1 pseudogene is annotated in these 1536 nt (G+C 77.9%); it reads right to left on the reverse strand.

Going from position 1 to position 1536, the window contains the following annotated elements:
- Positions 1-1373: pseudogene (locus tag HMPREF3159_RS10680) on the reverse strand (hypothetical protein); the annotation flags it as partial.
- Positions 1374-1536 lie beyond the last annotated feature (163 nt).

The raw sequence follows: 1536 nt of genomic DNA on the forward strand, positions 1-1536 counted from the left end.
CCCGGAGCCGGCGGCGCTGCGGCGCTCGGCGCGACGGGATGCGGGGCGCTCGCATGGCGTCCTCCGACGCCGGGGGCGTGCGGCGGCTGCTGTCCCGGTTGCCCGGTATGGCCGGAGGCGGCGGGCCGACCGTGGGGGGCCGGGGCACCGTTCTGGCCGGGCCCGGCGAACTGGCCGGGCTGCCCGTGCCGGCCCGGCCGGCCGTCCTGGCTCGGCTGGCCGTAGGGAGACTGCTGGCCGTACGGGGTCTGCTGTCCGTGAGGAGGATGCTGGGGGTAGGGGGCCTGCTGGCCGTAGGGCGCCTGCTGGTGCGACGGACCGGGGCGTCCGTGGTCACCCTGCTGGCCGTGCCGGCCCTGCGCGCCGTACGCGCTCTGCGGACCGTAGGTCCCCAGTGCCGCGTACGGGCTCTGCTGCCCCTGGGGTCCCGACATACCGTACGGGCTCGCGCCGTGTCGGTCCTCGGCGCTCTGCGCACCCTGCATCGGGGCCCCGGGGCCGGAGACCTGTGCGTACCTGTCTGCGCCCGTGCCCTGGGGAGCGTCGGGCCGGGTCGGCGCCGGACTCGAGCCGGTGTTCGGGGCGGGCAGACGCTCGGCCATGTGGACCTGCGGGTAGGTCGGCGGTGCGCTCTGCGGTCGCGCGGCGCGTCGTGCGGCGGCCTGCGCGATCTCCGGCGCGGTCCGTCCCACGCCCGGCACCCAGTCGATGAAGTCGCCGGCGCCGGTGGTGTGCTCGGGGACGGGGGCCTCCTCGGCCTCGTCGTCCGCGTCGACGCCGGGGATCCGGGTCTCGGAGGGGAAGTCGCCGTCCGCCGCGACGACGTCAGCGCTGGAGGCGGAGGCGTTCTGCTCGTGCTCGGCCTCCTCGCTCTCCTCGCCGCTGCGGCGCACGGCGGCGTCCTCGATGCGGCGGAAGACGGTCTTGCCGAAGAGGTCGTCGTAGGCGCCGGAGTTCTCGAGGTCGCCCGTGGAGGCGGCGGGAGGCTGCGGCGCGGGCGCCGGGGCGCGTCGGACGGGCCTGGGCGCCGGTCGGACCTCCTCCTGCGGTCCTTCTCCGTCGTCGATAGGTGCGATCAGGGTCGGCGGCGACTCGAGCTCGTCCTCCATGGGCGGCTCGGGCGTGGGCGCCGAGGGCGAGGCGGGGCGCGCCGGGGAGGCCGCCGGTGCGGCGGAGTCCGGAGGCGTGACCGGTGCGGGAGCGGCTCCGGGTGCCGGCTGTGCGGGCGCCGGGTGAGAGCCCTGTGACGTCGCGGCCTCCTCGGAGGAGGGCTCGACCGGCTGCGCGGTCGCCTGCTCGCCGGCGCTCGGAGCAGGTGCCGCGGCGGCGGCCGGGGGCGCGGTGCGCCGACGGTCGAAGAGCGAGGTGCTCACGAGTCGTCGCTTCGCGGGCGCGGGCCGCGTTCCGGCGACGGACTGCGAGGCCGAGCCCGTCGTCGCGGTCCCCGCGCTCGCTCCGGTCGTCTCGGCCGTCGCGTCGTCGGCCGGTGCCGACCCCGACGGCGCTGCCGACGGAGCGGACTCGAGCGGCGCGCGT

This window comes from Brachybacterium sp. HMSC06H03 (assembly GCF_001807385.1).
In the GTDB taxonomy this organism is placed as follows: domain Bacteria; phylum Actinomycetota; class Actinomycetes; order Actinomycetales; family Dermabacteraceae; genus Brachybacterium; species Brachybacterium conglomeratum.